This window comes from Pontibacter populi (assembly GCF_019336435.1).
GTDB lineage: Bacteria > Bacteroidota > Bacteroidia > Cytophagales > Hymenobacteraceae > Pontibacter > Pontibacter humidus.
Genome location: NZ_JAHWXQ010000001.1, coordinates 943,314 through 969,648 on the forward strand (window position 1 = coordinate 943,314; position 26,335 = coordinate 969,648).

26 protein-coding genes and 2 tRNA genes are annotated in these 26,335 nt (G+C 45.9%); 21 read left to right on the plus strand and 7 right to left on the minus strand.

Translation table 11 applies throughout. The annotated features are described in order from the left end of the window. Nucleotides 1-24 precede the first annotated feature (24 nt). From KYK27_RS04050 to rodA, 16 genes are all read left to right on the plus strand, one after another. Nucleotides 25-354, plus strand: coding sequence for a 2Fe-2S iron-sulfur cluster-binding protein (locus KYK27_RS04050; protein ID WP_162427828.1), 330 nt, complete (start codon nucleotides 25-27; stop codon nucleotides 352-354). Between the two features lie 103 nt (nucleotides 355-457). Continuing rightward, the gene (iscX, locus tag KYK27_RS04055; protein WP_233150232.1) at nucleotides 458-703 is read left to right on the plus strand and encodes a Fe-S cluster assembly protein IscX; all 246 of its coding nucleotides are present in this window, start codon (nucleotides 458-460) and stop codon (nucleotides 701-703) included. Nucleotides 704-794: 91 nt separating this feature from the next. After that, on the plus strand, nucleotides 795-1,292 hold the full coding sequence (locus KYK27_RS04060; protein ID WP_199108736.1) for a KdsC family phosphatase: 498 nt from the start codon (nucleotides 795-797) through the stop codon (nucleotides 1,290-1,292). Nucleotides 1,293-1,410: 118 nt separating this feature from the next. Then, the gene (locus KYK27_RS04065; protein ID WP_162346897.1) at nucleotides 1,411-1,605 is read left to right on the plus strand and encodes a cold-shock protein; all 195 of its coding nucleotides are present in this window, start codon (nucleotides 1,411-1,413) and stop codon (nucleotides 1,603-1,605) included. Nucleotides 1,606-1,733: 128 nt separating this feature from the next. Continuing rightward, complete coding sequence (locus KYK27_RS04070; RefSeq protein WP_199108737.1) at nucleotides 1,734-2,579, plus strand: geranylgeranylglycerol-phosphate geranylgeranyltransferase; 846 nt, start codon at nucleotides 1,734-1,736, stop codon at nucleotides 2,577-2,579. A gap of 138 nt (nucleotides 2,580-2,717) precedes the next feature. Beyond that, nucleotides 2,718-3,224: a PaaI family thioesterase gene (locus KYK27_RS04075; RefSeq protein ID WP_233150233.1), complete on the plus strand. Its 507-nt coding sequence runs from the start codon at nucleotides 2,718-2,720 to the stop codon at nucleotides 3,222-3,224. A 104-nt stretch (nucleotides 3,225-3,328) separates the two neighbouring features. After that, nucleotides 3,329-3,541, plus strand: coding sequence for a hypothetical protein (locus KYK27_RS04080; protein ID WP_199108738.1), 213 nt, complete (start codon nucleotides 3,329-3,331; stop codon nucleotides 3,539-3,541). Nucleotides 3,542-3,553: 12 nt separating this feature from the next. After that, nucleotides 3,554-4,171, plus strand: coding sequence for a hypothetical protein (locus KYK27_RS04085; protein ID WP_199108739.1), 618 nt, complete (start codon nucleotides 3,554-3,556; stop codon nucleotides 4,169-4,171). Nucleotides 4,172-4,345: 174 nt separating this feature from the next. Further along, entirely contained in the window at nucleotides 4,346-4,924 is a 579-nt protein-coding gene (locus tag KYK27_RS04090; protein ID WP_199108740.1) for a hypothetical protein, read from the plus strand. A gap of 98 nt (nucleotides 4,925-5,022) precedes the next feature. Beyond that, nucleotides 5,023-5,616 (plus strand): phosphoribosylglycinamide formyltransferase, encoded by a 594-nt coding sequence (purN, locus tag KYK27_RS04095; RefSeq protein WP_233150234.1) that lies wholly within the window; start codon nucleotides 5,023-5,025, stop codon nucleotides 5,614-5,616. Between the two features lie 29 nt (nucleotides 5,617-5,645). Continuing rightward, a complete protein-coding gene (gene purH, locus KYK27_RS04100; RefSeq protein WP_199108741.1) occupies nucleotides 5,646-7,169 on the plus strand; it encodes a bifunctional phosphoribosylaminoimidazolecarboxamide formyltransferase/IMP cyclohydrolase in 1,524 nt (507 codons plus the stop codon). Between the two features lie 309 nt (nucleotides 7,170-7,478). After that, the gene (locus KYK27_RS04105) at nucleotides 7,479-8,504 is read left to right on the plus strand and encodes a rod shape-determining protein (protein WP_162346886.1); all 1,026 of its coding nucleotides are present in this window, start codon (nucleotides 7,479-7,481) and stop codon (nucleotides 8,502-8,504) included. A gap of 9 nt (nucleotides 8,505-8,513) precedes the next feature. Beyond that, nucleotides 8,514-9,398 (plus strand): rod shape-determining protein MreC, encoded by an 885-nt coding sequence (gene mreC, locus KYK27_RS04110; protein ID WP_199108742.1) that lies wholly within the window; start codon nucleotides 8,514-8,516, stop codon nucleotides 9,396-9,398. Further along, nucleotides 9,391-9,909: a hypothetical protein gene (locus KYK27_RS04115; RefSeq protein WP_199108743.1), complete on the plus strand. Its 519-nt coding sequence runs from the start codon at nucleotides 9,391-9,393 to the stop codon at nucleotides 9,907-9,909. Before mreC ends, KYK27_RS04115 begins: the two co-directional genes overlap by 8 nt. A 3-nt stretch (nucleotides 9,910-9,912) precedes the next feature. Continuing rightward, complete coding sequence (gene mrdA, locus KYK27_RS04120) at nucleotides 9,913-11,745, plus strand: penicillin-binding protein 2 (RefSeq protein ID WP_199108744.1); 1,833 nt, start codon at nucleotides 9,913-9,915, stop codon at nucleotides 11,743-11,745. Between the two features lie 4 nt (nucleotides 11,746-11,749). Beyond that, nucleotides 11,750-13,072 carry a rod shape-determining protein RodA gene (gene rodA, locus KYK27_RS04125; protein WP_199108745.1) on the plus strand — a complete coding sequence of 441 codons (1,323 nt, stop codon included), beginning with the start codon at nucleotides 11,750-11,752 and terminating at the stop codon, nucleotides 13,070-13,072. 17 nt (nucleotides 13,073-13,089) lie between these two features. On the opposite strand, the gene KYK27_RS04130 is transcribed toward rodA, so the two are convergent. The 5 genes from KYK27_RS04130 to mutS form a co-directional block, all read right to left on the minus strand. Next, nucleotides 13,090-13,656, minus strand: a complete 567-nt coding sequence (locus KYK27_RS04130) for a hypothetical protein (RefSeq protein ID WP_199108746.1) — start codon at nucleotides 13,654-13,656, stop codon at nucleotides 13,090-13,092. Between the two features lie 297 nt (nucleotides 13,657-13,953). Continuing rightward, nucleotides 13,954-14,037 (minus strand) — tRNA-Leu (locus tag KYK27_RS04135). A gap of 81 nt (nucleotides 14,038-14,118) precedes the next feature. Then, a tRNA-Gly gene (locus tag KYK27_RS04140) sits at nucleotides 14,119-14,191 on the minus strand. A 204-nt stretch (nucleotides 14,192-14,395) separates the two neighbouring features. After that, nucleotides 14,396-14,887 (minus strand): GyrI-like domain-containing protein, encoded by a 492-nt coding sequence (locus KYK27_RS04145; protein ID WP_233150235.1) that lies wholly within the window; start codon nucleotides 14,885-14,887, stop codon nucleotides 14,396-14,398. A gap of 31 nt (nucleotides 14,888-14,918) precedes the next feature. Further along, nucleotides 14,919-17,543, minus strand: a complete 2,625-nt coding sequence (gene mutS, locus KYK27_RS04150) for a DNA mismatch repair protein MutS (protein ID WP_219337349.1) — start codon at nucleotides 17,541-17,543, stop codon at nucleotides 14,919-14,921. 374 nt (nucleotides 17,544-17,917) lie between these two features. On the opposite strand from mutS, the gene KYK27_RS04155 reads away from it, so the two are divergent. After that, the gene (locus tag KYK27_RS04155; RefSeq protein WP_199108747.1) at nucleotides 17,918-18,448 is read left to right on the plus strand and encodes an RNA methyltransferase; all 531 of its coding nucleotides are present in this window, start codon (nucleotides 17,918-17,920) and stop codon (nucleotides 18,446-18,448) included. 253 nt (nucleotides 18,449-18,701) lie between these two features. Further along, nucleotides 18,702-21,188: a TonB-dependent receptor domain-containing protein gene (locus KYK27_RS04160; protein WP_199108748.1), complete on the plus strand. Its 2,487-nt coding sequence runs from the start codon at nucleotides 18,702-18,704 to the stop codon at nucleotides 21,186-21,188. 919 nt (nucleotides 21,189-22,107) lie between these two features. On the opposite strand, the gene KYK27_RS04165 is transcribed toward KYK27_RS04160, so the two are convergent. Continuing rightward, the gene (locus KYK27_RS04165) at nucleotides 22,108-23,010 is read right to left on the minus strand and encodes a histone deacetylase (RefSeq protein WP_199108749.1); all 903 of its coding nucleotides are present in this window, start codon (nucleotides 23,008-23,010) and stop codon (nucleotides 22,108-22,110) included. Nucleotides 23,011-23,469: 459 nt separating this feature from the next. Between KYK27_RS04165 and KYK27_RS04170 the strand changes: the two genes are divergently transcribed. The 3 genes from KYK27_RS04170 to KYK27_RS04180 all read left to right on the plus strand — a co-directional run bounded on the left by KYK27_RS04170 (nucleotide 23,470) and on the right by KYK27_RS04180 (nucleotide 25,520). Next, nucleotides 23,470-24,147: a porin family protein gene (locus tag KYK27_RS04170; RefSeq protein ID WP_246594252.1), complete on the plus strand. Its 678-nt coding sequence runs from the start codon at nucleotides 23,470-23,472 to the stop codon at nucleotides 24,145-24,147. Nucleotides 24,148-24,160: 13 nt separating this feature from the next. Continuing rightward, nucleotides 24,161-24,898, plus strand: a complete 738-nt coding sequence (locus tag KYK27_RS04175) for a YceI family protein (protein WP_199108751.1) — start codon at nucleotides 24,161-24,163, stop codon at nucleotides 24,896-24,898. A 79-nt stretch (nucleotides 24,899-24,977) separates the two neighbouring features. Further along, a complete protein-coding gene (locus tag KYK27_RS04180) occupies nucleotides 24,978-25,520 on the plus strand; it encodes a DUF6992 family protein (RefSeq protein ID WP_233150236.1) in 543 nt (180 codons plus the stop codon). Between the two features lie 57 nt (nucleotides 25,521-25,577). Here KYK27_RS04180 and KYK27_RS04185 read toward each other — a convergent pair whose 3' ends face one another. After that, nucleotides 25,578-26,135 carry a type 1 glutamine amidotransferase domain-containing protein gene (locus KYK27_RS04185; RefSeq protein ID WP_199108752.1) on the minus strand — a complete coding sequence of 186 codons (558 nt, stop codon included), beginning with the start codon at nucleotides 26,133-26,135 and terminating at the stop codon, nucleotides 25,578-25,580. Between the last annotated feature and the right edge of the window lie 200 nt (nucleotides 26,136-26,335).

Genomic DNA, 26,335 nt, shown 5'->3' on the forward strand with positions numbered 1-26,335 from the left:
CACTCGCATTACAAGATTAGAAAAATGAAAGTTGTAAATATAACATTTAAGTTCGCAGACGGCTCTCCAGACCAGACGCACCCCGCTGTAGAAGGCGAATCGGTGCTGGATGTAGCGCTGAATAACGACATAAAACTACAGCATAACTGTGGCGGCGTTTGCGGTTGCAGTACCTGCCATGTGTATGTTGAAGCCGGCATGGATGACCTTCCTGAGATATCAGATAAAGAAGAAGATTATATTGACCGCGCTGTAGACCCGCGCATAAACTCCAGATTAGGCTGCCAGTGTGTGGTACAAGGCAACGAAGACGTTGTGGTAACTATACCGGAGCAGGACTTTCTGGGGCACTAAAATAATTAGTTGAATGGCAGAAAGATTAACCTGGGGAGTCGAACTATAGCTCATCTCTCAACGCATTAAATCCTTTAGCCATATTAACCATTAATCAATTTAAATGATGAATAAGAATTACGAGCCACCCATGACGTGGAGCGACCACGAAGACATAGCCATGGCACTTTACGAAAAGTTTGGCGATGACTTTAATGAGTCCAAAATTTACCGCATCCGTTTTACCGAACTGCTGGACTGGATACTTTCGCTGCCAAACTTTGAGGGCACGCGCGAGCAGGCCAACGAAGGGCACCTGGAGCAGATTCAGGCGGCTTGGGTATATGAGTGGCGCGATAACCAGGATTAAGGCCAAAAACGGTAGAGTCCTACAGAAATATTAAATATTTTCTATACATTTAAAGGTTCTTTCACGAGAACCTTTTTTTGTTTTTAGAGCTATGTCGATCACTCAACCAGACCTTACCCGCATAAACACCTTTATTTTTGATGTAGATGGTGTACTGACAGATGGATTGCTATATGTTTTTGCTGACGGGGAACAGGTGCGCGCTTTTAACATTAAAGACGGATTTGCCATAAAACACGCGATCCGCCAAGGCTACAGGGTGGCTATTATTTCCGGCAAGAACGAGCCCGGCGTGCGCAACCGCCTCGAAGACCTTGGCATCGAAGATATCTTTCTGGGGATTGAGGATAAAGTAGATACGTTCGAAGATTACCTGTACATGCAGGGCATACATCCGGCAACGGTTGCCTACATGGGCGACGACATGCCGGATTTTGAGGTAATGCAGCGATGCGGCCTGCGCGCCTGCCCTGCCGATGCTGCCGACGATATTAAAGAAATAAGCACTTATATCGCTACCAAAGATGGTGGCCGGGGAGCTGTACGCGAGCTTATAGAAAAGATAATGAAGACCCAGGATACCTGGTAATTATTTACTTATACTTTTCTTATATTTTTAAGCAAATTTTTTATTATTCCTTCTTGCATATATATTTAATTCTAATATCTTTACCGTAATTTATTTTTATTACAATAATTAATTCTTTATGAAAACAGGAAAAGTAAAGTTTTTTATTGAGTCTAAAGGTTTTGGTTTCATTACTGAAGACGAGACAAATGAAGACTTTTTTGTGCACATCACAGGCCTTAACGGTCTGCAGATTCAGCAGAACGACCGCGTGACGTTCGATACGCAGGAAGGCAAAAAAGGAATCAACGCTGTAAACGTACAAAGAATCTGATCAGATATACTTTACAGTTACAGAAAAAGCCCCTCCTTACAGGGGCTTTTTTTTATGGCTGAACTATAAGTTTGCGTCTGAGCTGTTACTGGCCTAACTTTACTATCTTAGATTTTCTATAATCAACCGTGAAGGCATTTTTACACCTCATTCGTTTCCCAAATCTTGTGCTCATCGTGCTAAGCCAGGCACTGGTACAGGCCTGTCTGCTTTCGCGGGGCATTATCTGGGAAAAGGTGCTGGAGCCTTCGTTTGGGTTACTAACCCTCTCTACCGTGCTTATAGCTGCTGCCGGCTACATCATCAACGATTATTACGATGTAAAGATAGATGCCATTAATAAACCTGAACGCATGGTGGTTGGTACTGTTATCCGGAGAAGACGAGCCATGTTTGCGCACCTTGTATTGTCGTTCCTGGGGATAGCGATCGGCTTCTGGCTCTATATACCTATCGGGTTAATAAATACTGGTGCCGTGTTTTTACTTTGGGGATACTCTGCACGGCTTAAGAAGCTGCCTTTAATCGGCAACATTACTATTGCCCTGCTGTCGGCTACAATGTTGCTGGTGGTAGCTGTTTATGACGACAGCCTTAACCGGATAACACTGGGCTATGCCTTGTTTGCCTTCCTTATTTCGCTGATACGGGAGATCATAAAAGATATAGAAGACATGAAAGGCGATGCTTCTTTTGAATGCCGTACGTTGCCTATCGTGCTCGGCATCCGGAATGCAAAACTGGTGCTTTACCCTTTAATTGCTGTTTTCCTGGCTTTTGCTATTATAGTTGCCATGCACAGTCGCACTTCACTTGCGTTTGACATTTACATGCTGATACTTGTATTGTTACCGGCTATCTGGTTAACTATAAAATTGACCCGCGCCGACCGCAAACGTGATTTCACGTACCTTAGCAACCTGAACAAGTTTATTATGCTAACCGGTATTCTTTCGATGCTTTTGGTTGGATAACAAATTCATAGTTATACATTTATACAAAACATGTTACCTCCCTACCCTGTACAAACCTGAAGCATTACTTAAACTATAGTTGCTACTTTTATACCTGATCGCGCCTAACGAAGTATAAACAGTTTAAACCACGGGTACATGATACATAAAACGAAAACGGCAAACGAATTCAGGGATCTGGTTGCATCGCCGGCCAAGTTCCGCCTGTTCATGCTTGCAAAGCTACCCATGGCCTACATGGCAGACCTGCGGGTTACAGCCTTAACCGATGAGCGCGCCACCGTAACTATACCCTATAAATACCTCAACAAAAACCCCTTCAACTCTATTTATTTTGCTTGTCTGAGCATGGCTGCCGAGCTCTCTACGGGTGTGTTATGTATGATGCACACTTATAAAGCCGACCCGGTAGTGTCGATGCTGGTGGTGCACATGGATGCGGATTTTACGAAGAAGGCTGTGGGCAAGATCACGTTTATGTGCGAAGACGGCAGGCGCATACAGCAGGCGGCCGAACAAACCAAACTAACCGGCGAAGGCATTGCCATAACAGCTACAACTATAGGCATGGACGAGCAGGGAGATCAGGTTGCGGAGTTCAGATTCACATGGTCGCTAAAAGCTAAAAGCAAACTGCTAGCCTAGCACTCACACGCTATTTTGCAGAATATAAGTTACGAACTATATTTAAATCTCTCATTCCCTTTATTTTATAGTTATATTGCATACTACAACAAACCTTATAGAACATGAAAAAGAATTTATTCGCTTTTATATTATTTGCAGTAGTTATGTCGGGTTGCAATAACGCTACTGACACGCAGGATACTGCAACAGAGACTATAGTTAGCGAGTCGGAAACAGCTCCTGCCGATTCTGTAAATACAACTGAGATTGATAACACTACTGTAGAGATCGAAGCAGCATCAGAAGAAGTAGATTCATTGTTAAATGACATTTAATTTATAGTTACTATGAAAAATATCACCCGCACTATAAGTTTAGCCTTAACGATCGGTATTTCTGTTCTAGCTACAGATATGGCACTTGCGCAGCAAGGCAAAGGCAATAAAAAAGAAGAAGAGCAGGCAAATCAGCAGAAAGGCAAATCTGAACAGGCAAAAGGAAAAGAACATAGCAACAAACCAGCCAACCCGAGAGAAAGAGCAGAAGAGAGACGTGCCGAAGCAAAGGCGAATGCGCAGCATAACAAAGCTGAAGAAAAGTCTGCTAAAGGAAACAATGGCAAAGACGATGATAAAGCGAACAACGGCAACGCGTACGGTAAGAACAAAGGCGAACTGAGCGGGCGCGAATTTGGCCAGGCAAGAGCCGCATCTGCCCGGTTGAGCAACGAGGAAAAGCAGGAAAAACTAAACAAGGTTGTAACTGAAGGCAACGAGAAAGTAACAGAAGCCAGAGGCAGAGTAGCACGTGCCCTGGAAGAACTGGAACGCAACCGTAAGGCCCGCACTATTTCCGATGCAGAGTACAATGAAAAGAAAGCCAGAATTACCCGTGCTGAACAAGCGATACAGGTATTGGAAGAAAAAGTAAGAGAAGGTAAAGCGCTAACTGTGACGATAGAATAGGTTTCGGCCAACTATAATCTAAAGCCTGTAACAAATCTATTCTGTTACAGGCTTTTTTATGCACTAAATAGTATATAGTTCAAAAAATATTATAACTTTATAACTATTATTTTTAAACTATCCGTATTATAGTTCAATAAAACACAAATATCCACCTACATTAAACAAACTGTTATGCTGTCTCACAAAAAACATTTAAACGGCTTTGTATTAGCTGTATGCCTGATGCTTGTTGCTTCCTTTTCGTTTGCGCAGGGTAAAAACGAAGCAGGCTCTTCTTCCAAAGGCAACGCTTACTACTATCCTAACTTTAAAAAAGGGACAGTAACGTTTATTACGGGCACAGCAAACACGGGTATTTTAAATTATAATGTCCTTAATGAGGAGATAGCATATATTAATACCAGGAAAGATACGCTCACATTTGATCAGATGTACCTGATCGATAAGATCACGATAGACAGCGATACGTTTTACTATGATACACATGGCGGGTCTGTTTTAAAGCTGTTGAAAAACATAAACGGTAGGAAACTTCTCGTAAAAGAAAACCCGGGAAACAACGCCTCAACTATAGCTAAAACATATTACGTGACCAATAAGTCTGATTATGTACCAGCTTCTACGCCTAATATCATTAACCTTTTCCCTTCGCATGCTTCCACATTACGGAAGTACATAGAAGAGCATAACCTGAAACTTAAATCTGAAGAGGAAATAAGCAAACTGCTGGAGTACGCTGCTAATCTGTAAAAGAAGACTCCTGAAGAGAGCGCATATTTAAAAGTATTACTTGCTGGCAACTATAAGCAAACTGGCTATATTTGCAGCTTCATAGCAAGCTTATACTTTTGGAACAACCAGTTAAAAAGAATATAGTCATTTTCGCTTCCGGGTCGGGGAGCAATGCACAGCGCCTGCTCGAGCACTTTGAGCACCACCCGCAGATACGCGTGGCCGCCCTGTTCTCCAACAACCCGAAAGCCTATGCCCTAAAAAGAGCCGAGACCTACCACGTCCCGGCTCTTTTGTTTTCCAGGGACGAATTTTACAATTCCGATAAAGTATTGGAACAGGTAAAGGCCTTTAACCCGGATCTCATCGTTCTGGCTGGCTTCCTGTGGCTAGTGCCACTAAACCTGCTGCAGACTTTCCCGGACAAGATCATTAACATACACCCTGCCCTGCTGCCAAAATACGGCGGCAAAGGCATGCACGGCCTCCATGTGCATACGGCCGTGGTACAATCCGGCGACGAACGGTCGGGCATAACCATACACCGCGTAAACGAAGAGTACGACAAAGGCGAGTTTATACTGCAGGAATATTGCCCGGTGCACCCACAGGATACACCCGAAGAACTTGCTGCTCGCGTACTGCAACTGGAGCACAAGCATTTACCGGAAGTGGTAGAGCAACTACTCCTGGAAAAAGACAAACTATAGCAATCAACATCAACCCATACAAGCAACTCATGCAATCTGTTCAAATCAAATCCGCACTTATTTCGGTTTATTACAAAGACCGCCTGGAGCCACTTATTGAGCTTCTGAAAAAAAATAATGTTACTATTTATTCTACAGGCGGCACACAGGCGTTTCTGGAAGAGCAGGGCGCTGAGGTAGTGGCTGTGGAAGACCTGACCAATTATCCGTCTATTTTCGGTGGCCGTGTAAAAACGCTTCATCCGAAAGTATTCGGAGGCATCCTGCATCGCCGCGACAACGACAGCGACCTTTCGGAAAGAGCCCAGTACGAAATCCCACCAATTGACCTGGTTATAGTTGACCTTTATCCTTTTGAGGAAACTGTGGCATCCGGAGCATCAGAAGCGGATATTATTGAGAAAATCGACATCGGTGGTATCTCACTTATTCGTGCGGCTGCCAAAAACTTTAAAGATGTGCTGATCGTGTCGTCTCGTGAGCAGTACGACGAGGTGGTAACATTGCTGCAGGAAAAGAACGGCTCAACTGACCTGGAAGACCGCAGACGCTTTGCTGCCAAAGCATTCGATATGTCATCGCACTACGACACCCACATCTTCAACTATATGAATGGTGGTTCAGAGGAGCAGCCCTTCAAGCAGAGCATACGCGAGGCTACGCCACTGCGCTATGGCGAAAACCCGCACCAGAAAGGCACTTTTTATGGCAAACTGGACGAGCTTTTCGAACAGCTGAACGGCAAGCAGCTTTCTTATAACAACCTGGTAGATGTGGATGCTGCTGTAGCCCTGGCCGCTGAATTTGAAGAGCCGGTTGTTGCCATCCTGAAGCACACCAATGCCTGCGGCTGTGCCACCGGCGAAACTATAAAAGAAGCTTACCTTGCAGCGCTTTCTTCTGACCCGGTATCTGCTTTCGGAGGTGTGATCATCGCGAACAGAACGATAGACCTGGCTGCGGCTGAAGAATTGAACAAGCTGTTCTTTGAAGTGCTGATCGCTCCTGCTTTTGATATTGATGCGCTGGAACTGCTGAAGACCAAGAAAAACCGCATCCTGCTGAAGCAAAATGAAGTGGAGATGCCTAAAAAACAGTTCAAGACGTTGCTGAACGGCGTTATTGAGCAGGACAAGGACCTGGCCACCGAAACTGAGGCCGACTTCAAAACTGTTACCAAACGCGAACCAACAGCAGAAGAAAAGAAAGCCCTCGTTTTTGCAGCTAAAGTTTGCAAGCATACCAAATCCAACACCATCGTGCTGGCAACAGACAAAATGATGTTCTCAAGTGGCGTGGGCCAGACATCCAGGGTTGATGCATTGCGCCAAGCCATCGAAAAGGCCAACAGCTTCGGGTTTGACCTGAGCAAGACGGTTATGGCCTCCGATGCCTTCTTCCCGTTCCCGGACTGCGTGGAGATTGCCGATAAAGCTGGTATTAAAGCGGTTGTGCAGCCTGGAGGCTCCATTAAAGACCAGGATTCCATTGCTTACTGCGACGCCCACAACATGGCCATGGTCATGACGGGTGTCCGTCATTTTAAACACTAACAGATTTATAGTTACAAATTATTAAAAGCCCCGGCTATAGTTTAGCCGGGGCTTTGCGGTTTATAATGGCTCGGTTTTGATAAATCAAAAAATTTATACAATTCAATTTAAAGCAAAAACCACCGTTATACCCCTGAATTAAAGCAGCAGGCACCTTTTTATAAGATAAAATTGAAAAAATCAAACTCTCCTGAAATAGTACGTTATAAATTCTGTTTAAAATCACTAATTTTGCGCCGGGTTTATCCCCGATAATTATAGTATATTTGAAATATAAACAGGGTTACAGCACGCCCGCACAAATACAAAATGGGACTATTTAATTTTTTCTCCAGCGATATAGCCATTGACCTTGGTACCGCAAATACCCTGATCATACACAATGATAAGATCGTAGTTGACGAGCCTTCTATTATTGCCGTGGACAGAACAACGGGCAAAGTACTTGCCATTGGTCGCCAGGCAATGCAGATGCACGAAAAAACTCACGAAAACATTAAAACTATTCGTCCGCTGAAAGATGGTGTAATTGCCGACTTCCATGCTGCCGAAGAGATGATCCGTGGTATGATCAAGATGATCGATACTGGCCGTCGCTTGTTCCAGCCTTCACACCGCATGGTAATTTGTATTCCGTCGGGTATTACGGAGGTAGAGAAACGTGCAGTACGTGACTCTGCACAGCACGCAGGCGCCAAAGAAGTTTGGATGATACAGGAGCCAATGGCTGCCGCTATCGGTATTGGTATCGATGTGGAGCAACCGATCGGCTCTATGATTGTGGACATCGGGGGTGGTACCACAGAGATTGCGGTAGTTGCCCTTTCCGGTATCGTGTGCGACCAGTCTATTCGTGTGGCTGGTGATGTGTTCACAAAAGACATTCTGGATTATATGCGCCGCCAGCATAACCTGCTGATCGGTGAGCGTTCTGCTGAGAAAATTAAAATTGAAGTAGGCGCTGCCCTTACCGAAATCGAAAACCCACCAGCTGATTACGAGATCCGTGGCCGTGACCTGATGACCGGTATTCCGAAGGTTATTAAAGTTACGTACCAGGAAATTGCAATTGCACTGGATAAATCAGTTTCTAAGATAGAAGAAGCGGTACTGAAGGCACTGGAGATTGCTCCGCCGGAGCTATCTGCCGATATCTATGACAATGGTATTCACCTGACAGGTGGTGGTGCGTTGCTACGCGGCTTTGATAAGCGCCTGGCTGCCAAAACCAAGCTACCTATTCACATCGCCGAAGATCCGTTAAGAGCGGTAGTACGTGGTACAGGAGCTGCCATTAAAAACATCGAAGGCTTTAAAAACGTCCTGCTGACGTAACAGAGCTGCATGCGGAATCTTTTTGCTTTCATTTACCGGTTCCGTGCGTTCCTTGTGTTCGTTCTGCTGGAAGCTCTTTGTATTTACCTTATCGTACAGTATAACACGTACCAGGGCGCAGCCTTTTTTAACTCTGCCAACAGGTATGTAGGCCGCGTGCTCGAGTTCCAGAGTGGCGTTACCGACTACTTTAGCCTGTCAACTGTTAACAATACCCTGGCCCGCGAGAATGCATTGCTCCGCCAGGAAGTAATGCAATACAGGCAGGTAAGTATAACAGACAGCACCAGCAAGATGGATACGACCCTGGTTGTACCTGCAGATACAACTATAGTTGATTCTCTTGCAGTAGGGCCACAGTCCTTTATACTTCATGCAGGCCGGGTAATCAACAATTCTGTTCGTCGCACAAACAACTACCTCACGCTTTCTATCGGAACTAAGGATGGTGTAGAGCCGGGCATGGGTGTTATTGCTTCAGACGGTGTGGTTGGTCGTGTAAAAACAGTATCTGAGAATTACTCCACTGTTACATCGCTGCTACATTCTCAAATGCTGATCTCAGCCAAGATCCGGAAAAATAATACCATGGGTACCATTAAGTGGCAGGGCGGCGACTACCGCACCGCTATACTTGATTACATTCCCTTACACGTGAAGCTGGCAAAAGGCGATACTATAGTTACAAGCGGTTTCAACACGGTTTTCCCGGAAGGCATATTAGTAGGTACTATAAGTTCCGTGGCAAAGGAAGCTGACAAGAGTTTTTACACTGTAAAAGTGAAGCTAGCCGTTGATTTTGCACAGCTTTCTTATGTGTATGTGGTAGAGAATCTCCGGAAAGCAGAACGTGATACATTAGAATATAAAGCAGGCATACTTCCAAATGAATAGCACCTTCGGCATCCGACATATCGTGCAGTTCATACTTTTTGTAGCACTGCAAATTCTGTTACTCGACAACCTTGTGCTTTTCAGTACAGGCTTTTGTTTTATCTATATCGCCTTTCTGCTGTTCCTTCCTATCCAGATAAACAAGGTGCTTTTGCTGTTCCTGGGGTTTATAGTTGGGTTTACGGTTGATATTTTCTACGATACGATGGGGATACATGCAGCGGCAAGTGTGTTGCTTGCATTTTTACGCCCGCATATATTGAACCTTCTCACACCCCGCGATGGTTACGATACCAACGATTCCGCTAACCTGCACGTGATGGGCTGGAACTGGTTTCTGACCTATGCTTTTATACTTATTACAGTACACCACACTGCTGTCTTCTTTTTAGAGATCATCAGATTTGAGTGGTTTACCTTGGTTAAGATCCTGTTAAGCACTTTATTTACAGGGCTGGTGGTTGTTATACTCCAATTACTTTTCTTCTCTGTAAAGGGATCGAAGAGATAGTACATGAACTACTTAGAAAACAGAAAGTACGTTATTCAGGCCATTTTTATAGTGGTCGGCGTTGTGTTTGCCCTGCGCCTGTTTTACATACAGGTGGTAGACAGCAGCTATAAACAGGCTGCCGAAACAAATGCTATTAAAACAGTTATCCAATACCCGTTCCGTGGCCTGATATACGACCGCGACGGCAGACTGCTGGTGGAAAATACGCCTGTTTATGACCTGATGGTCGTACCGAAGGAAACCAAGCAACTGGATACCCTCCGGCTCACCAAACTTCTTGGCCTGCCTCTGGAAGATGTGCGTGAGCGGCTAAAAAAAGCGCGGGCTTATTCGTATGTTAAGCCCTCCATCTTTTACCAGAAACTCACGACCGAAGACTTTGCGCATATACAGGATAACCTGATCGATTTCCCTGGGTTTTACATTAATGCCCGTACAGCCCGCGGTTACTCACATACCAGCCTGTCACATGCCTTGGGTTATATCGCGGAGATCAGCCCGAAACAACTCGAAGACACCAGCAATTACCAGGGTTATCGCCCCGGCGACTATATCGGAAAGAGCGGCATTGAGTTGGAGTACGAAAAATACCTGATGGGCCAGCGTGGTGTAAAACACATTATGGTAAACGTACGCGGCATTGAGAAAGGCTCTTTTAAAGATGGCGCTTATGATACGCTTTCGGTTGCCGGCGAGAACCTGTACAGTACCATAGACCTGGAACTGCAGGCATACGGCGAGCTCCTGATGAATGGCGCCAAAGGAAGTATAGTTGCCATAGAACCTGCCACCGGAGAAGTGCTGGCTTATGTTTCAGCTCCGTTTTACGACCCGAACCTGTTTACCGGAAAAGATTACGGCAAAAACTACATGAACCTGCTGAAGGACGTGGATAAGACCATGTTCAACCGTCCGATCATGGCCGACCAAAACCCACCGGGATCTATTTTCAAGCTGGTACAGGCACTTATAGCTCTGGAAGATGGAGTTATTAACCCGAATACAACTTATGCCTGTAACAAATCGCTGGTAAACTGCCACCAGCACCCTTCGCCACTTAACCTGTTCGGTGCGGTGCAGCACTCCTGCAATCCGTGGTTCTTCCAGGCATACAGGGCGCTCATAAACAAGGGCAAGTCACCTAATACCTTTATGGATACTGCGCTTGGGCTGAAATCGTGGAGAGACCAGGTGCTAACTTTTGGGTTCGGGCAGAAGCTTGGCATAGATCTGCCAGGTGAGAAGAAAGGCATTATTGCATCGCCTGAACTATACAACCGGGTATATGGTGAGAATCGCTGGAAATACTCCACTATTTACTCGCTTAGTATCGGCCAGGGCGAACTGGGTGTAACCCCGCTGCAGATGGCAAACTTTATGGCTATAGTTGCCAACAGGGGCTATTACGTAACGCCGCACATTATCCGTTCGGTTGGTGATAATGGCAAGCCGCTAAAAGAATACCAGGAAAAACATTATACCTCCGTTAGTGCCGAACATTATGAGCCTATAATTGAAGGCATGGCTTCGGTGGTAAGTTCAGGCACAGGCCGTAAGGCTAGCCTGGCCAAGGTAGGTATAGAAGTTTGCGGTAAAACCGGGACTGCCCAAAACCCGCAGGGACCTGACCATGCCGTATTTGTGGCCTTTGCGCCTAAGGTTAATCCTAAGATTGCTATAGCAGTTTATGTAGAACATGGTAAATGGGGCGGCCAGTCTGCAGCACCTATTGCCGGCCTGATGATCGAGAAGTACCTGACAGACACTGTTACTATAAAAGAGCAAGAGAAATGGGTACTTAGCCGTAAGTATCTGGACATCAAATCGAAGTAAGGTTATGCCAGTAGAACAAACTATACCAAAGTATAAAATTGCTACCCGAAGCAGTAAGCGTACATCACGCAGTATCCTGAATAACCTGGATTGGGTAACCGTATTGATATACTTTTTGCTGGTGGGCTTGGGCTGGATGAATATTTACGCAGTAGTATATAGCCCTGACAACGTAGTGAATATTTTCAGCTTCGATATCAACTCTGGCAAGCAGCTCCTCTGGATCGGTACTTCTGTTATACTAATAACGATGCTATTGGCCGTAGACTATAAAATTTACGAGCACCTGGCATATCCTATTTATGGTTTTATAATACTGCTGCTGCTTGTTACACTTGCTATAGCCAACCCAATTGCCGGTTCGCGTTCCTGGCTAGACCTTGGCGGTGGCGCACGTTTGCAGCCTGCTGAGCTGGCAAAGTTTGCGACTGCACTGGCAGCATCTAAATTCCTGAGCAACGTTAACCTGCGCCAGCAGAACATGAAAGACCAGATGATCCTGGCTTTTATCACCTTGCTACCTCCTGCTATTATCATTCTGCAAAACGAAACAGGTTCGGCCTTGGTGTTTGGCGCTTTTATACTGGCGTATTTCCGTGAGGGTATGTCGCCGCTGATATTGATTATTGGTGCTTCTGCAGCTGCTATTTTTATCCTTACGCTGCTTGTTCCTAAACTATACCTGATCATCGCAATCATAGTACTGATGGGTATTGCCATCTGGATGGATTACCGCCTGATGCGCCGCGTTAAATCCATGATCGCGCTGTTGCTGCTAATAATTGGGATGATCTTTAGCGTGGATTATTTTATAAATGATGTATTGCAGCCGCACCAGCAAAACCGTATCAAGGCGCTTATCAGTCCGGAGGCAGACCCGCTTGGCTATGGCTGGAACGTTACGCAATCTAAGATCGCGATTGGCTCGGGCGGCTTCTGGGGCAAAGGTTTCCTGGATGGTACGCAAACCAAATTTGACTTTGTACCGGAACAAAGTACAGACTTTATTTTCTGTACAATCGGAGAAGAACATGGCTGGATCGGGAGTACTGTACTTATAGCCCTGTTCCTGCTGTTAATGACCCGTATCGTAAATATAGCTGAGCGTCAGAAATCTGTTTTTGCCAGAACCTATGGCTACTGTGTGGCCTCCATCATTTTCTTCCACTTCCTGGTTAACATCGGCATGACAATCGGGCTGGCTCCGGTTGTAGGTATTCCGTTGCCATTCTTTAGCTACGGGGGGTCATCGTTGTGGTCATTCACGATCCTGCTTTATATTTTGTTGGCTATGGATGCTAACCGTGCGCAGGACTTATCCAGGTAATACGCCTATAGTCTGTTTCAGAATTTAAACCCGCCTTTAACCACGTGATGGAAGGCTGACAGCCATTGCTTTTTATATGCAAAGGTTCCGTTCATTTCAAATTCGAACTCAGGCTCTGAGGAAAGTAAAGCAGACTCCAGGCCAAGGTTAATTTTGCCAAAGTTATAGTTTACTCCAAGCGCTGTAGCGTAGGCAGGCTCAAATTTGCCACCGCTTTTTATGGTTCCGCTCCCGACATCGTTCCGGATCTTCATTTCCCATACATCCGGTAGCATACTGCCCAGACTCCCTTTTGCATAAAACTGCCATTGCTTTACCGGAAACAAGCCATACACGTCAGCCATTAAAAAAGTAAGCCTGTAAGGTTCTGTCTGCACGCTTGTAGCTGATGAGAACGATTGCGCTACTGCCAGTGCATTCAGATTATTTTGACTATGTCCTATAGTTGCCCCTACCGCTATAAACTGATGGAACCTGGCTATGTAGCTTAAAGCTATAGTTGGTCCGTTCTGCACATAACCCTTATCGTCTATACTTTCTATACCGGCCAGATCTTCGGGCGCGATGGAAACACCTGCCCCCACATACAGGCTATGTTGTATAGGAAAACCCTTTTGCGCTACCGCACAAAAACTGACAGCACATAACGCCAGTACTAAATAAAACCTGTTCATAAAAATTCACCAACTAACGGAGGGGATTACATTCAGAAACTTGAATGTATAGTTCTACGTGGATTGCAGAATTAGTTTAGGGGAAATGGTAACTGGATGTTGAAATACTACCCAGCTAGTAATCTTCCGGGGAGATAAATAACCTAAAACGGAATGTGCACAAAACAAAAAGCCCCTGCAACTATAAAGTTACAGGGGCTTTTAATGTACCAGGAGCGGGAATCGAACCCGCACGTCCTTGCGGACACAAGATTTTAAGTCTTGCGTGTCTACCAGTTCCACCATCCCGGCAAGCCATCCGGACGACATCCGAAGGGTGAGTTTAAAAAACAAAGACGTTGTATAAAACAACGTCTTTATCTGCCTTTTTTGAGCGGGAGACGAGGTTCGAACTCGCGACCTCGACCTTGGCAAGGTCGCGCTCTACCAACTGAGCTACTCCCGCTTGAGTCAATCACTAATCCGCTTTTCGTTTCCGTCCCAGCGATTTAGTGATACAAAGATATAGACAAAATCTCACTTGTCAATAGCCTGCACAAAAAAAATCTTCACCTTTAGCGTTTCAGACTGATTTTCAGAGAGAAAAATTTTAAATTTATTGTTCTCCAGACTTATTCTATAGTTACAGGCTAAGTGCAGTCGCTACTTTCTACCTCAGTTTTACAGGAATCCAGATCTCTTCTTCCGATTCCGGGTTGTTTGGGCCCAGGTATTTTTTGCCCATTACATCAAAATGCGGCCTGTCATCGAGCACATAAACTGAATCCGGTAACCAGGAGCCATACATGTATTGGGCCGCTTCAAAGAAAGCACTATTCAGTCCTTTATAAATGAAGACAGCGTACAGCCCTGCTGGCAATGTAAAGGAGGTCATGCCTTCTGGTATCGTTTCAAAATCCGAAACTTCCATCGTCGCCCATTTCTCAAAAACTGTTTTGGGTGTAAACTCCTCTACATCCAGGCCACCATTAAACAACTGCACTGAATACAACAGCTCATCCACACTGTTACTGATCTCTTTACGCCGGGGCATAAACTGCTGCCACATGGCTATCGTGTTATCTTCAGCCAGGGAAGTATAGATCCGTAGTCCGACCAGTTTCTTTTCGCCGCACATGCGTATCTCGGGCTCCTGCATCATGTCTATAGTTTATGGGAATGTAATTCCTGTTTTACCGTACGGATTCTCCCTTTTCTTTTAACAGGCTTTTCAGCTCATTCAATTTCAGCAGCGCCTCTACCGGAGTAATGGTATTGATATCCAGTTGCTCCAGCAGTTCTTTAGCGCGTACCAGTTGCGGGTCGTTCAGCTCAAACATACTTAGCTGGAAATTACTTTTTGGCGCGGACTTCATGCGCTGCTGCGGAGCCTGTTCCGATACTTTTTCTTTTTCCAGGTGATGCATGATCTCGTCGGCACGCAACACCACACTATTCGGCATGCCGGCCATCTGGGCCACATGTATACCAAAACTATGTTCGCTGCCGCCTTCTACCAGCTTACGCATAAACAATATCTTACCACCTGCTTCGCGCACCGATACATTATAGTTCTTCACACGTGGGAGCTCTTCGGCCAGCTGGTTTAGCTCATGGTAATGCGTCGCAAAAAGGGTTTTGCCTTTATACTTCGGATGATTGTGCAGGTGCTCCACAATCGCCCAGGCAATGGAAATACCGTCATAGGTACTTGTACCACGCCCGATTTCATCCATCAGTACTAAGCTTCTATCTGACAGGTTATTCAGGATACTGGCCGTCTCGGTCATCTCCACCATAAACGTAGATTCGCCTTTCGACAGGTTATCTGAAGCACCCACGCGGGTAAATATCTTGTCGATGATGCCAATGCTGGCGGCCTCGGCAGGCACAAAGCAACCGATCTGCGCCATCAGAACGATAAGGGCAGTCTGGCGGAGCAGGGCACTTTTACCGGCCATGTTCGGCCCCGTAATGATGATCACCTGCTGGGCTTCGTTGTCCAGGAAAATATCGTTCGGCACGTAGGTTTCCCCAATCGGCAACTGCTTTTCGATAACCGGATGGCGGCCTTTTTTAATGTCGAGCACGTGGCTGTCGCTAACTTCGGGCTTGGTATAGTTGTTGGCCAGGGCTATAGTTGCAAACGAGCTCAGACAATCTATTACGCCAATCACTTTGGCATTCTGCTGTACTTGTGCCACATAATCCAAAGCGTGTAGCACCAGTTCGTTATACAACCCAAACTCTATACTATAGATGCGGTCTTCGGCATTCAGTATCTTCTCTTCGTAGGTCTTCAGCTCCTCTGTAATGTAGCGCTCGGCGTTTACCAGTGTCTGCTTTCTAATCCAAGTTGTTGGCACTTTATCTTTATGCGCGTTGCTGACTTCCAGGTAATAGCCGAAAACTTTGTTGTAAGCTATTTTAAGTGAGCTAATGCCGGTATTTTTCACTTCACGTTGCTGCAACTGTGCGAGGTAATCTTTCCCCGAAAAAGCAATAGCGCGCAGTTCATCCAGTTCCGCATGAATGCCGTCGTTGATCATATTGCCCTGGTTGGTGAGCATCGGTGGTTCCGGCTTTAGTATATTTTTGATCTCCTCGCGCAGGCCGTCGCAAGGCGTAAGCTGGGCAGCCAGTTTTTGCAAAGCTGCAATGTTGCTCAGTGCCAGGGCAGTCTGTATCGGAACTATAGCATCCAGCGCTTTGGAAAGCTGCACCAATTCCCGCGGATTTACCCGGCGCACAGCCACTTTTGAGATCAAACGTTCCAGGTCGTTTATTTGCTTCAAGTGCGTAGTAAGTTCTGTCAGCAGTTCGCGGTGCTGTGTTAGCGCTTCTACGGTATCCAGGCGGCGTTTAATCTGAGTCACATCTTTTAGCGGCAATACCACCCACTTTTTCAGCAAGCGAGCACCCATTGGCGTTACAGTCTGGTCCAGCACCTGAATCAGCGGCACACCTTCCTGATGTTGCGGAAAAACAAGTTCCAGGTTTCGGATGGTGAATCTATCCAGCCAAACATATTTATCTTCTTCCAGGCGCGAGATGGTAGCAATATGGCTGATCTCCTTGTGCTGTGTTTCAGACAGATAATGAAGAATAGCGCCAGCCGAAATAATGCCTTCCACCATGCCTTCTATACCGAACCCTTTAAGGGAAGCAGTTCCAAACTGGCGGGTCAGCGACTCATAGGCGAAATCATAGTTGAAAACCCATTCTTCAAGGGCAAAATACCGAAAATCAGGGCCGTAACGCTCGGTAAAGGTTTCCTTTTCGCGTTTGCAGAATAGTACTTCGGATGGCGCAAGGCTTTGCAGCAGCTTACCAATATAGTTTCGGTCGCCTTGCGCGGTAATAAATTCACCGGTAGATACATCCAGGAAAGAAACGCCCGTTTCTGTTTTTCCGAAATGCACGGCTGCCAGGTAATTGTTGCTGCGGCGCTCCAGTACCTGGTCGTTAAACGACACGCCCGGCGTTACCAACTCGGTTACACCGCGCTTCACAATGCCTTTTACTGATTTCGGGTCTTCCAGCTGGTCGCAGATAGCTACGCGCTCACCGGCACGTACCAGTTTTGGCAGATACGTATCCAGGGAGTGATGCGGAAAACCGGCCAATGCAATCTCGGAAGGCGAACCGGCGCCACGTTTCGTTAAAACGATATCTAAAATTTTACTTGCCTTTACAGCATCTTCGCCGAAAGTTTCATAAAAGTCCCCTACCCTGAACAGCAGTAATGCCCCCGGATGCTTCGCTTTTATAGCGTTGTACTGCTTCATCAGTGGGGTTACGGTGCTCTCTGCCTTCATACTATAGTTTAATTATGAATTCTGAATTAAGAATTATCAATGGGCTAACCCATCGCTGCCCCTCAATAGGGGAATTTTACTTTACTTCTCTTTCGAGCTTCCTACTGCCCTTTCGGACTTCCTAGTCCGAAAGCCAGCTGAAGCGGATTTCCTAATCCCCGTGTATCGAAAAACGCGGATTAGGAAATCCGCTTCAGCTATAGTTCCGGATTAAGAAATCCGAAACAGCTTATAGGCCAACTCAACTATTCTACTACCTAACAATTTACAATAAACTATAAGTTTGATTTCTGAGCAAACAGCCTGACCTTTGCACGGGCAAAGCAACTATAGCTCTTTTGTCTTTAGTCAAACAGTCCTTTGTCTGTAAAAAAATGCGCAAACTCTCGATGGATGAACTTAACCGCGAGTCGGTTGAAGAATTCAAAAATAAGAAAAAAATACCGTTAGTCTTGGTGCTTGACAATGTTCGGAGCCTGAATAATGTGGGTTCTGTATTCCGCACCGCCGATGCGTTTATGGTGGAGAAAATATACCTGTGCGGCATAACCGGCACTCCCCCGCACCGCGACATCGAGAAAACAGCTCTGGGTGCAACTGAGTCGGTAGAATGGGAACATGTGCCGGATACGCTGGAGTTGGTACAGAAACTGAAAGAAGAGAACTATAAAATTGGTTCGGTGGAGCAGGCAGAGAACAGTCTGAAACTGAACGAATTTACACCTGAACCTGGCCAACATTATGCACTTGTGATGGGTAACGAAGTTTTCGGCGTAGAGCAGGAGGTGATCAACAATTCGGATTTCGTGCTGGAGATACCGCAGTTTGGCACCAAGCATTCGCTTAACATTTCGGTAGCTACCGGCGTGGTGGTCTGGGATTTCCTGAGCAAAACGATAGCATAGTAAAGCGCAAACTATAGTTGCGATAAGAAGGCAGCAGGTTCGGTATAGTTTGCCGGGCCTGCTGCCTTCTTAGTTTAATCCCACGCTTTTTCTCATTTGCTTTAAACCTATCGCCGGTTTGTTTGTCTTACTTACAGGTTTCTGTTGCCTGTTGCATCAGGTCAGCTATAGTTCAGAAACCATCCTGCGCCGTTCCAAACACTATCTCACCCTGTAGCGCGTTAAAATTTATAGCGAATAGATAAACTGACGTATGATATCAAGTTTTTACAGATCCCTGTTTTTCCTCACTTTCCTGATTCTTCCGGCTGCTTTATCAGCGCAAACACCAACTACAACCTTGAGCAAAATATCAGGTACTTTGCAGGACGGAACCACTAAAGCTCCCGTAGGTTTTGCCAACGTGGTATTGCTTACTGCTACTGATTCGAGCCTTGTTACGGGTGCCACTTCCGATATAGAAGGCAAATTTATACTTGATCGGGTGCCGGTGGGCAGGTTTGTACTTCGCGTTTCCATGGTGGGCTACCCTACAAAGTTTGTCCCGAACATAAACGTTACACCTACTTCAACCAGCGTATCCCTGGGCACTATCTCTCTCAAACCTACCTCTACACAACTAGGCGAAATTGAAGTTATTACCGAGCGCGAACTGGTGCAATATGATCTCGATAAGAAAGTAGTGAACGTGAGCAAAGACATTGCAGCGCAAAGCGGCTCTGTGGCCGAAGTAATGCAGAACCTGCCATCTGTTACGGTGGATATAGATGGCAATGTGAGCATGCGTGGCAGCGAAAATGTAACCATACTGATCGACGGAAAACGCTCTGCTTTATCAAACCTTACCCTCGATCAGATTCCGGCCAACCTGATTGAAAGCATTGAACTCATCACTAACCCATCTTCAAAATACAACCCGGAAGGTACGTCAGGCATCATAAACCTGGTCATGAAGAAGGAAAAGAAACCGGGCTTTCATGGTTCGGCTTTGGTTACTGCGGGCACTTACGACAACTATAATACTTCCCTAAACCTGAACTACAGATACTTTAAATGGTCACTGAACGGTGGCTACGATTTCAGGCAGCGTACACGCCCGGGCGAAAACAACAGTTTTACGACCAATTACCACCTGAACGATACTGGCCAGCTTGACAGCACCAGCTACCGCCTGCAAAACAGTGACCGCAACAGCACTGATATTTCGCATAACTTCCGGTTTGGCGCAGATTATTACGTAACCCCAAAGATCACGCTATCAGGCTCTGCGTTGTACCGCTTTGGTCAGGACAAGGGCCGTAATGACATCCGTTACACTTTTTTAGATGAGAACCGTGAACTGAGCGACATCAGGCTCCGCAATACCACCGAGCAGGAAGATGAAAAGGCTATCGACCTTACAGTAGGTTACCGCCAGACCTTCGACCAAAAGGGCCGGGAACTGACGGCTGATATAGTTTATAACACGAATGTTGATGATGAGGAAAGCCTTTTCAGGGAAGCTAGTCAGCTAAAGCCAGGCCTGCCTGACGTGCAGGAAACCCTGGTAGATGACGGCAACTATGAGCTTGAAGCAAAAGCCGATTACGTGCACCCGATAACAGAAAACAGTAACCTGGAAACTGGTTTTAGAAGCACCTTTGAGCGCCTGGATGAAGACTCGCGCTTTTTCACAAAGGACCCTGCGACTGATGAACTGGTGTTTAACAGTAAGATGAGCAACCATTTTGTGTACGATGAGATGGTGCACGCCCTCTATGCTAACTATAACAACAAGTTTAAAACTATAAGTTACCAACTCGGGCTCCGTGCAGAGCAGACCAACACCACTTCAGATCAGCGTACGCAGCACATAAAATCAGGTAACAACTATTTCAGCCTGTTCCCTACCCTTTTTATTACCAACGATTTCGACGACAACAACAAGGTGCAGTTCAGTTACAGCCGTCGCATTAACAGGCCGCGCAGCCGTTTCCTGAACCCTTTTGTAGATCGTTCTGATATTTATAACGTGAGCTACGGAAACCCGAAACTGAAGCCTGAATTCGTGAATTCGCTGGAGCTGGGTTACCTGCGTTATTTTGGCGATGCCTCTTTGAACAGCACTTTATTCTATCGCCATACTACTGATGAGATCGAGCGTTTCAGAACGGATACTTTAATTGTTGTGAACAATGGTATACAAAATGACACGATACCCGGCACACAGGTAACTTTCCTGAACCTGGCCAGCAATGCATCTTATGGTGTGGAGTTTGGCGTAAATTACCCGGTTACCAACTGGTGGAAATTAAATGCCAGTATATCAGGCTACAGAACAGAGCTTAACACCACACAGGGAGATACCGAACTTAGCAGCAGCCGCATTAGCTGGAACACCAAACTGAACTCCACCATGACCGTTTGGAAAGACATGGACATACAACTTTCCGGCTTCTATCGCGCTCCTTCCGCCGACATACAAGGCCGTATGGAACAGATGTTCAGTGCTGACCTGGGCATGAAAAAAGATGTGCTGAAAAAGAACGGTACAATTTCGCTCCGCGTGTCAGACCTCTTCAATACCCGGCAGTTTAATTTCCTGAGTTACGGCCCTACGTTCAGAACCGAAAGCGAGAACCGGCGCCAGAGCCGCATCATTTACCTGGGCTTTACCTACCGCCTGAACAGTGAAGATAATCCGCGCAATCGCCGCCAGCAGGATGAGCAAAGTGGTGGAGATGATGAAGGTGAGTTTTAATTAGGTTTTCTTTCTAGTAGAGAGATAAAGTAAAAAACTACTTCGTCTGTTGAGGATCTTTTGTGTTTGTTATAGTTGGTTTATAGTTTTATAGTTAGCCATTTTGCTGGCGCGGGTTTGCAACCCGTGTCTACCTATGGTGTTGAGTTTGTAACTCAACTGGCCCGGCAGGGACAAGTATGGCAAAGGCTATTCTACTATAGTTACCGATAGTCCAACCACCCCCAACCCCCTCCTTGTCTAAGGCGGGGAGCATGTCAGTTGTTGCTACCCCATCTATTATCCTGAAAGGATCTTGGTAGAGGGGAGGTAAGACTTTTACTATAGTTCATCTATCGTTTCATAGTTGCGGTTTTAACCCACCCCTACCCCTCCCGAGAGGGGAATTTCGGCTATAGTTGTAGTCAGTGGCTATAGTTTTATAGTTGCAGCGTTAACACCCTGTAGTCCCCTCAAGGGGACAATTCTGCCAGTACCAATTTCTAAACTATAGTTCTATAGTTACACTCTATGAACAGGACAGGTTTACCTGTCCCTTTGGAATTACAACCGCGATCAAGCTACAGAACTATAGCTAGTCAAGTAAACAAGCTTTTACTATCGAACTGATTTCAGTCTTTGGGTTGAGCGCCTTTGATTTATTGCGGTGCCGCTAGGCAATCCGAGGAACGAGGATAGTAAGAAAGCAGCAGCGCGATGCCCGAAGACGGGGCCTCCCGACCGTGAGGGCACAAAAGCCAGATTGAAACAATAGGTTCCTAGAGCTCCCAGGATGGGAGGATGTTCGAAGGGAAGGCTTGGTTCGGATTGTAAAAGACTTAAACTATAAGTTGAAATAGATTTCTCTCTTCATTCGCAATGACAAAAGAAGAACTATAGTCTAGACACTACCAAAAAAAACATTAATTAAACCAACCCATTAAAACCAAAGCTGCTGTGCTAACCGGAAAGTATTAGCATGCGCTTCTACAATATGAGCGATTTGCCTGGAGTAACCACCACCCATACTTACTGCTACAGGCAAATTATTGCGCCGGCAAAGCTCCAGCACTGTGCGGTCGCGTTCTTTGCAACCGGCTATAGTCATGCCCAGTTTTCCCAGTTTATCTGTTGCCAATACATCAACTCCTGACTGGAAGAACACAAATTCCGGCTCCACTTTGTCTAGTAACCGCGGAAGTATAGTTTGCAGTTGGTGCAGGTAAGTTTTATCATCGGTGCCTTCGGCCAGTGGTATGTCTAGGTCTGATTGCTCTTTATGGAAAGGATAATTGTGCCCGCAATGCATACTGAAAGTAAAAACCCGCGGCTCGCTGGCAAAGATCTGCGCTGTGCCGTTACCCTGGTGCACGTCCAGGTCTATTACCAGCACTTTGGTTATACTTTTATAGTTGAGCAAATACCTGGCAGCAATAGCGATATCGTTCAGTAAACAAAAGCCCTCTCCTCTGTCAGTAAAGGCGTGGTGCGTGCCGCCGGCAATGTTCATCCCGATGCCAAATTCAAGGGCAAATAAAGCTGCCTGCACGGTTCCATTCATAATCACGACTTCGCGGTCTACCAGCTCATCAGACAGCGGAAAGCCTGTTTTGCGGATCTCGGACGGGGTGAGTTGCAGCTGGCGCAGGCGATGCCAGTAATCGCTGTCGTGGGTATCAACTATAAATTTTTCTGGCAGAGGTTCCGGGGCAAATAAATTGGCCTCGGTTATAGTGCCTTCGTACAATAACTGCTCAGGCAGCAGGTCGTACTTGGCCATCGGGAAACGGTGACCTTCGGGCAAAGCGTGCGCAAACATCCGGGACCAGGCAATTTTTAGCATAACACAAAGGTAACAACATTCCCCCACCTCAGGTTTATAATTGCCGCGCTAAACTATAAGCACACTTCCGGAATCCGTACAAAAACTAATGCAGTTAGCAGCTGAAAATGCGATGGTGTATAAGTTTTCAGAAGCCTCCTGTTTCTCATGAATTAGCCCGTTTTGAGATGTGGACAAATGTGGATAAGTGTGTTGAATCAACAAAGTTATCCACCATTCAATGTTTACTTAGTGTTACCAACCTCCAAAAAGTGTTATATAATCCTATATCAAACCTGCAAAGTATAAATTCTGCTAAAATTTTTGTCAAGACAGTTAGCAAACTATAAACGGCTTTCATACTTATAGTTAGTCCTGAAACCATGCAAAAAGTGCGTACTTCTGGCCGGACTTTTAAACTGCCGCAACTTTGCACATAGTAATTATAGTATACTGCTTATATAGAACCTCTTTTCACCCATGATCACCCTTCTGACAAAAATCACCATCATGAAAAAACATATACTCTCGGCTGTAATGCTGCTGTTAAGCCTTGGTTGTTTTGCCCAGGTACAGGAGCCAGAAACCGAAGACCTTACAGGACCGACCACCCTTCAGAAAAACCATAATGAGCTAAGTGGCCTGGATGCACGCAATGGCGGCTTCGGCATAAAAGGAGGCCTCAACCTGGCAAATGTTTATGGCGATGATACCGACGCCCTGAACCCAGGCTCGCTTACAAGTTTCCATGCAGGAATTTATGCACAATTTGCCCTTGCCGAGAAGTTTTCGTTACAAGTAGAGGGCCTGTATTCCCGCAAAGGGTATGAAGCTGAAATGGACAACCGTTTTGATTACCTGGAACTGCCTTTGCTGGCCGTATACAACATTACCGATAACTTTAGCCTGCACCTTGGTCCGCAAGTGAGTGTGATGATAGCGGCCAAACAGGACGGCCACGAAATTAACATGGAGAACTTGAACACTTTTGACTATGGCCTGGCAGGTGGCGCAGAAGTGCGTTTCAGAATGATGCGGGTAGGCGCGCGTTATAACCTTGGCTTTGCCGGACTTTTAGATGACGGCGATACCGGTTTGCCGGTGGGTAATGAGCTGATGCACAATGTAGCACAACTTTATGTAGGAGTCGGATTTTAAGAAATAATGACCAGTGAGCAGCAGACGACAGCATTTGTTACCAACATTTACACCAGCTATAGTGCTGATGCTATTGCTTGCGGCCTGCGATACCAGCATCAAAACTGATGAAGCCGAAGTAGGCGCCCCGGAAATAGCCAGACAACCCGCTCCTGTTTCAGATATTTATCACGTGGATACTGCCAAAAGCAAGCTCACCTGGATCGGGGCAAAAATTACGGGCAGGCACAATGGTGTATTCGAAATAAACTCCGGGGAACTGCATATAACTAACAACGAGCTGACCGGCGGAAAAATAGACCTGAACATGCTTGGCACCCGGTCTGATGACAAAACGCTGAACGAAGATTCCAATAAAAAGCTAACCACCAACCTTCGGTCCGCCAACTTTTTTGATGTAGAGCGTTACCCGACTGCTTCGTTTGTGATTACAGCTATCAGCCCTTACGACAGCACAACCCGTAAACCGATTAACACCCCGCCAGCCCTCGACAGCAAACTCCGTATAACAGATGCCACCCACTTGCTTACCGGCAACTTAACTATAAAAGACAAAACACGCAGTGTACGTTTTCCTGCAAAAATCGCCCTGCAGGGCAATGTACTCAAAGCCCGGGCAAACTTTAATATAGACCGCACCAAATGGGGCCTTGTATACCGCGCCGATAAATCCATGGGCAACCAGACCATCCGCCCGGAAGTAAACATTGACATAGACCTTATTGCCACCCGCGCCACTCCTACTCCCTGAACAGCACCCACCCAACTGCCTTTAATATGCTAAAAGGCCACCCTTTGCGTTTGTAGCTACAGTAACCAACCTTTTTATTATGAGAAAGTACCTTTGCCTGCTGTTGTTTATGCTTTTGTCGGTGGTGGCAAATGCGCAGACCAATACGCTGGCAACGTTTAACCTGCGCCAAAACGAAATACTGAAGATCGGGATGATCGTGCTGGGAGGCTGGGCGCTGCTAAACATTCTTATCGGGAGTTTCCGGCTGATGAAGGCGACGCGCAACAAGCGTTTTTTCTTCCAGATGAATATTTACTGGAACATCGTGAATATGATCATCGCATCGGTAGCCATGTATTCTTTGTTAACCCAGGATCCTGCCACGCATAACCTGGCTGAGAGCATCAAACTACACGACTGGTTTAAAAAGATACTCTACCTGAATATTGGCCTGGATGTAGCTTACCTGTTCATGGGCCAGTGGCTGAAAGTGCGTTCCAAAACATCTCCTAAAACAGAACAGCTGCTTGGCTGGGGGCAGTCCATCGTTTTACAGGGCCTCTTTTTGCTGGTGCTGGATATTGTGCTGGCAACTATGCTCGAAAACAGGGCTCCTGTACTCTATAGCCTTATTCCATAAAAAATTAACGCCGCGACAGTTGATTCTGGCGCGGCGTTAACTATAGTTTGTGCTGTATTACCTGTTGTGTATGCCTTCTGCAAACTCCTCTATCATCTTTTTATTGAAAGCAGGAATATCGTCTGGCTTACGGCTGGTAACCAAACCCTGGTCCACAACTACTTCTTCATCCACCCAGTTGGCACCGGCATTTTTAAGGTCGGTTTGCAGGGTATGGTAGCTGGTCATTTTTTTGCCTTTTACTTTTCCGGTTTCTATCAGCGTCCAGGGGGCGTGGCAGATGGCCGCTACAGGTTTGCCTGCATCCAGGAACTTGCCTACAAAGTTTACAGCCTCTTTATTAACCCGCAGTTTATCGGGGTTCATTACGCCGCCAGGTAGCAGCAGCCCATCATAAGTATCGGCGTTCACTTCACTCAGCTTTTTATCTACTTTAAATTTTTCGCCCCAGTCGGTGTGGTTCCAGGCTTTTATTTCGCTGTTCTTGTTCGGCGAGATAATGTGTGCTTCGGCTCCTGCGTCCTTCAGTGCCTGCATCGGTTTGGTTAATTCTTCCTGCTCAAATCCTTCTTCTACTAAAACTGCTATCTTCTTTCCTTCAAGTTTATTTGCCATAGTGGTGTAGGTTTAAAATAAGTTTGTCCCTCTTCCTAAACGAGCTATAGTTTCTTAGGTTAAAAGTTTCAACTATAAATCAGCCGCTTCGCAGTGTTCGCTGAGCCTATTAGATAATTTTAAAAATCTGAATATACCGTTTGGATTTATAGTTATATAGTTCTTAAGTTTGCATAGTTTAGAATTGATCTAAATAAAAA